Raw genomic sequence first — 5,734 nt, forward strand, 5'->3', positions numbered from 1 at the left:
GCTCCCAAGCTCAGCGCCTTCCCCGTGTTCATGCGGGTCGAGGGCGAAGCCGTGGCCATCGTCGGCGGCGGCGAAGAGGCACTCGCCAAGGCGCGGCTGATCGGACAGTCGAGCGCGGTCCTGCGGATCATCGCGGAACACGCCGAGCCCGATCTGCTCGCCTTCATCGTCCAGGCCGGCGCGAGCCATTTTGCCGCCGCTTACGACGCATCGCAGCTCGAAGGCGCGATCATGGTGTTTGCCGCCAGCGGCGACGAGGAACTCGACCGTCGGGTGGCTGCGGATGCGCGCCGCCTAAGCATTCCGGTCAATGCCGTCGATCGGCCTGAGCTTTGCGATTTCTTCACCCCGGCGCTGGTCAACCGCGCGCCGGTCGCCATCGCCATCGGCACCGAAGGTGCAGGCCCGGTGCTTGCCCAGATGTTGCGCGGCCGCATCGACCGCATGCTGTCGCCGTCGCTCGGGCCGCTGGCAATTCTTGCGGCGTCGTTTCGCGGGGCTGCCGAGAAGCTGCTGCCGAAAGGCAATGCCCGCCGCCGCTTCTGGAATGATTTCTTCTCTGGCGCTCCTGCGCGCGCGGCCGAAGCCGGCCAGCTTTCGCAGGCGCATGAAGCTGCCGTCGATCTCCTGCTGTCGGACACGCCCGCTTGCGGTCACATCGCGCTGGTTGGCGCCGGTCCGGGCGCCGAGGATCTTTTGACCTTGCGGGCCCATCGTCTGCTGATGGAAGCCGATGTCATCGTCCATGACGCGCTGGTGCCCGAGGCGGTCGTTGCCATGGGTCGCCGCGATGCCGAGCGCCTGCCGGTCGGAAAGCGTAAGGGCTGCCACACCAAGAGCCAGGCTGAGATCAATGCGCTGCTGGTCGAGCTTGGCCGTGAAGGCAAGCGTGTCGTGCGGCTGAAGTCGGGCGATCCGCTGGTGTTCGGCCGGGCCGGCGAAGAGATGGCGGCACTTCGTGATGCCGGCATCGCCTATGAGGTGGTTCCGGGTGTCACCGCGGCCTTTGCCGCCGCCGCCGATTTCGAACTGCCGCTGACCTTGCGCGGTGTCTCCTCGTCGATGGTGTTCACCACCGGCCACGACCTCAAGGGCAATTCGCTGCCCGACTGGGCCAAGCTCGCCATTTCCGGCGCCACCGTCGCCGTTTATATGGGCCGCTCGGTGGCCGCCGAGGTTGCCGGACGGCTGATCGAGGCCGGTCTGTCGCCGGACACTGCGGTGGCCGTGGTCGAGAATGCCAGCCTCGCCAACCGGCGTCGCTTCCACGGCACGCTTGCCGACCTGCCGTCGCTGGAAGCGCGCGCCGATCTTTCCGGCCCGGTCATGACCATCATCGGCGATGCGGTCGCCGGCGCCAATTTTGAGCGATCCGAGCCGCTGGCGGCACACAGGCATGAAGGTGCGTCCAGTTCGATCGCCGAAGGAGTTCAGCCATGAAGATACTGACCGCCAACCGCCTCACCGACGGCATTGCTGTCTGGTACGCCGATGGCGGCTGGGCGGAGACGGTGGACCATGCCGACCTCGCCGATGACAAGGCAGCGGAGGATAGGCTCGAGGCGATCGGCGCCAAGGCCTATGCCGCCAACGAAGTGGTCGACGTCAATTTGATCGACGCTGAAGTCGTCAACGGTGTCGTCCAACCGGTGCGGCTGCGCGAGAAGATCCGCGCTGCCGGCCCGACCATTCGCAACGATCTCGGCAAGCAGGCTGCGCGGGCAGCATAACCAAGACACCAGGCATGGGCGGACGCGCCCTGAAAGACCAAGCATGTACCGTTACGATGAGTTCGACCACGATTTTGTCCAAGCCCGCGTCGCCGAGTTCAGCGACCAGGTGCAGCGTCGTCTTGCCGGCGAGATCACCGAGGACCAGTTCCGGCCCTTGAGGCTGATGAACGGCGTCTATCTTCAACTGCATGCCTACATGCTGCGCATCGCGGTGCCTTACGGCACGCTGAACGGCAAGCAGTTGCGCATGCTTGGTCACATCGCCCGCAAATACGACAAAGGCTATGGCCATTTCACCACCCGCCAGAACATCCAGTTCAACTGGCCGGCGCTGTCTGATATTCCGGCGATCCTGGCGGATCTCGCAAGTGTCGAGATGCATGCCATCCAGACCAGCGGCAATTGCATTCGCAATGTCACCGCCGACCACTTCGCCGGCGCTGCCGCCGACGAAGTCGCCGATCCGCGTCCCTACGCGGAAATCCTGCGCCAATGGTCGTCGGTGCATCCGGAATTCTCGTTCCTGCCGCGCAAGTTCAAGATCGCGGTGACGGGTGCCGAGCGCGACCGCGCCGCCATTCAGACCCACGACATCGGCCTGCACCTGAAGAAGAACGCCGCCGGCGAACTCGGTTTCGCCGTCTATATCGGCGGCGGCCAGGGCCGCACGCCGATGGTTGCCCGCAAGATCCGCGATTTCCTGCCGGAAGCCGACCTTCTGTCCTACTGCACGGCGATCCTGCGCGTTTACAACCTCTATGGCCGCCGCGACAACAAGTACAAGGCGCGCATCAAGATCCTCGTCCATGAGACCGGCGTCGAGGAGATCACCCGCCAGGTCGAGGCCGAGTGGCAGGAGTTGAAGGACGCCGAGCTGAAGCTGCCGGAAGCCGACATCCGCGCCATCGAGGCCTATTTCGCGCCACCGGTGCTCGCTGGGCGGCCGGAAGGCGACCAGGCGGTCAAGCTGGCGCGGCTCGATTCCAAGGGGTTCTCGGAGTGGCTCGACCAGAATGTCGTGACGCACCGCCATCCCGACTATGCGGCGGTGACGATCTCGCTGAAGGGCATCGGCGAGGTGCCCGGCGACGCCTCGGACAGCCAGATGGAAGCGATCGCCGACATCGCCGAGAAATATGGCTTTGACGAGCTGCGTGTCAGCCATGAGCAGAACCTGATCCTGCCGCATGTGGCCCGCGCCGACCTCAAGGCGGTCTATGATGCGCTGGTCGGCATCGGCCTGGCGACGGCCAATTCCAACCTGATATCGGACATCATCGCTTGCCCGGGCCTCGACTACTGTGCGCTGGCCACAGCGCGCTCGATCCCGATCGCGCAGGAAATCTCGCGCCGCTTCGCCTCGCTTGAGCGGCAGCGCGAGATCGGCGAACTGAAGCTGAAGATCTCCGGCTGCATCAACGCCTGCGGTCATCACCATGTCGGCCATATCGGCATCCTCGGGGTCGAGAAGAAGGGCTCTGAGCTCTATCAGGTGACGCTGGGCGGCTCGGCCGACGAAAACACCTCGGTCGGCGAGATCATCGGCCGCGGCTTCTCGTCGGAAGAGATCACCGACGCCATCGAGCAGATCGTCGAGACCTATCTCGGCCTCCGGCTCGACCCACAAGAGAAATTCATCGACGCCTACCGCCGAGTCGGTCCCGCGCCGTTCAAGGAGGCGCTCTATGCTGGCGAAGCCAAGGCCGCTTGACCGTATTGGAGACGTCGATGACGGTATCGCCGCCAAAGCGGCGGGGCTCGATGCGCTCTATGGTCATCTGAAGCCGATCGAGATCATCGAACGCTCGGCCCGCGAACTGTTCCTCGACGAGATCGCGGCGGTGTCGTCGTTCGGCGCGGATTCGGCTGTGCTGCTGCACATGATCGCCAAGATCGACCGGACGCTGCCGGTCATTTTCCTCGACACCGGCAAGCATTTCGAGGAGACGCTCGGCTATCGCGACGCGCTCGCCGCCGATTTCGGGCTGACCAACATAAGGGTGATCAAACCCGAGGAAGCAGCACTCGAACGGATCGATCCGACGGGCAATCTGCATCAGAGCAACACCGACGCCTGCTGCGACGTGCGCAAGGTGGAGCCGCTGGCGCGCGGTGTCGCGCCATTTCGTGCCTGGCTCACCGGCCGCAAGCGTTTTCAGGCCGCGACGCGGGCGGCGCTGCCGGTGTTCGAGGCGGTCGGTCCGCGCATCCGCATCAATCCGCTGGCGCATTGGACGACATCGGACCAGGCGGACTACATGCGCGCCCATGCGCTGCGCGAAAATCCGCTGGTCGCCTATGGCTATCTGTCGATCGGCTGCTTCCCGTGCACGCAGCCGGTGCAGCCGGGCGAGGACGCGCGCAGCGGCCGCTGGGCCGGTCACGCCAAGACCGAGTGCGGCATTCACCTGTCGGGGCTGGAGAAGTCGCTGACCGACGCATCCCTTTAGGATATGCTGATATTCAGGTTAGGCTGGCCTGCAAACGGCAGCTTCCTGCGCTTCCGGTGCTCACGTACTTCAAGTACGCTCCGCTCCGGTTCTCGGAAGCCGCTATTTTCGGCGCAGCCTGACCTGAATCTCAACACATCCTTGGTTCGTTTGACTATTTAGGAACTTTTTGATGACTGAACCGACGACAGCGGAGACCCGACTCTGGACCCCTGCGGGTTTTCACGAGGATGAGTGGACGCATGCCGAAAGCGCCGATGCGCTGTCCGGCAACGGCCGCTTCATCCTGCCGTTGCAAGTCTTCCTCGATCTGGATCCGGAGGTGCGCCGCTCGGCCAAGGAACGGCTCGGCGTCCTGCTGCAGCCTGGTGATCAGCTCGAGAAGATTGCCGACCTGCTCGACCAGCTGTCGCTGGTGGCATTGGCCTTCCCGGCCTTCAGCGACGGCCGCTCCTTCTCCAAGGGAGAACTGCTGCGCGGCCGCTACCATTTCGAAGGTGCCGTTCGCGCCACGGGCCAGGTGCTGGTGGACCAACTGCCGCATATGCTGCGGCTAGGCTTCGACGAGTTCGAGATTTCCAATGCGGTGCTGTTGAAGCGCCTGGAGGAGGGCCGCACCGGCGGATTGGGGCTCTACTACCAGCCAGCCGCCGTGCCGGAACCAAAAGGCCCGAAATACTCCTGGCGGCGCGTTCGCAGCAGCTGACGTTGCGGTAATTCCGCGCGTCTTTACATCAGCCGTGTTCAGGCCTTCTCTTGATCGTCCGGATGGAAAATCCGTGGAACGATCGGGGAGGGGTCTTCATGCGTTACGACTATGTCATAGCCGGCGGTGGGTCCGCCGGCTGTGCGCTTGCCGCGCGGCTTTCGGAAGATCCATCGAAAACGGTCTGCCTGATCGAAGCTGGCGGCGAGGGCAGGGATATGCTGATCCGCGCTCCGGCTGGCATTATCGGCATGCTTTCCGGCCGGCCCAGGATCAACAACTGGGCCTTCGAAACCGTGCCGCAGCAAGGTCTTGGCGGCCGCAAGGGCTACCAGCCGCGCGGCAAGGCGCTGGGCGGCTCCAGCGCCATCAATGCAATGCTCTATGTCAGGGGCCATCGCAGCGACTATGACGAATGGGCAAATCTGGGCTGCGAGGGCTGGTCGTGGGATGAGGTTCTGCCCTATTTCCGGCGCGCCGAGGGCAATGAGCGCGGCACTGATGCCTTGCATGGCGGGGACGGCCCGCTGAAAGTGTCGAACCAGCGCTCGCCGAGGCCGATCGCCAAGGCCTTCATAGAGGCTTGTGCCGAAAACCAGATTCGCGCCTCGGACGATTTCAACGGACCGGAACAAGAGGGCGCCGGCTATTTCCAGGTGACCCAGTTTGCCGGTGGCGCGCTTGCCGGCAAGGACGATGCCTGTGGCGTGCGCCCGCGTGATCACGGTCAGATTGCTCCGCTGCATCACCGGATGGAGATAGGCGGCGGCAGTCGAACAGCGCTCGCCATTACGGGCGCCACCGGCAAACTGGGTCACCTGGAAATAGCCGGCGCCCTCTTGTTC

At 64.4% G+C, this 5,734-nt stretch carries 5 protein-coding genes and 1 pseudogene; all 6 read left to right on the forward strand.

All coding sequences use genetic code 11. The features are described from left to right. On the forward strand, nt 1–1,440 hold a 1,440-nt coding region (cysG, locus tag EN906_RS20670; protein ID WP_127375339.1), incomplete at its 5' end, for a siroheme synthase CysG. After that, nucleotides 1,437–1,730, forward strand: coding sequence for a DUF2849 domain-containing protein (locus tag EN906_RS20675; protein ID WP_127272018.1), 294 nt, complete (start codon nt 1,437–1,439; stop codon nt 1,728–1,730). The genes cysG and EN906_RS20675, both read left to right, overlap by 4 nt. Before the next feature lie 43 nt (nt 1,731–1,773). After that, nucleotides 1,774–3,444 (forward strand): nitrite/sulfite reductase, encoded by a 1,671-nt coding sequence (locus EN906_RS20680; protein ID WP_127272508.1) that lies wholly within the window; start codon nt 1,774–1,776, stop codon nt 3,442–3,444. Beyond that, on the forward strand, nt 3,419–4,183 hold the full coding sequence (locus tag EN906_RS20685; RefSeq protein ID WP_127272509.1) for a phosphoadenylyl-sulfate reductase: 765 nt from the start codon (nt 3,419–3,421) through the stop codon (nt 4,181–4,183). The genes EN906_RS20680 and EN906_RS20685 overlap by 26 nt, the downstream gene beginning before the upstream one ends. Before the next feature lie 172 nt (nt 4,184–4,355). After that, a complete protein-coding gene (locus EN906_RS20690) occupies nt 4,356–4,889 on the forward strand; it encodes a DUF934 domain-containing protein (protein WP_127271069.1) in 534 nt (177 codons plus the stop codon). 98 nt (nt 4,890–4,987) lie between these two features. Then, nucleotides 4,988–5,563: pseudogene (locus EN906_RS20695) on the forward strand (GMC family oxidoreductase N-terminal domain-containing protein); the annotation flags it as partial. Nucleotides 5,564–5,734 lie beyond the last annotated feature (171 nt).

Source organism: Mesorhizobium sp. M7A.F.Ca.CA.004.06.1.1, from assembly GCF_003999135.1.
Classification (GTDB): Bacteria; Pseudomonadota; Alphaproteobacteria; order Rhizobiales; family Rhizobiaceae; genus Mesorhizobium.

Excerpts from the sequence above, each read along its gene's own strand:
- EN906_RS20675 (WP_127272018.1), top strand. The coding sequence starts at position 1,437 with ATGAAGATACTGACCGCCAACCGCCTCACCGACGGCATTGCTGTCTGG.
- EN906_RS20680 (WP_127272508.1), top strand. The coding sequence starts at position 1,774 with ATGTACCGTTACGATGAGTTCGACCACGATTTTGTCCAAGCCCGCGTC.
- EN906_RS20685 (WP_127272509.1), top strand. The coding sequence starts at position 3,419 with ATGCTGGCGAAGCCAAGGCCGCTTGACCGTATTGGAGACGTCGATGAC.
- EN906_RS20690 (WP_127271069.1), top strand. The coding sequence starts at position 4,356 with ATGACTGAACCGACGACAGCGGAGACCCGACTCTGGACCCCTGCGGGT.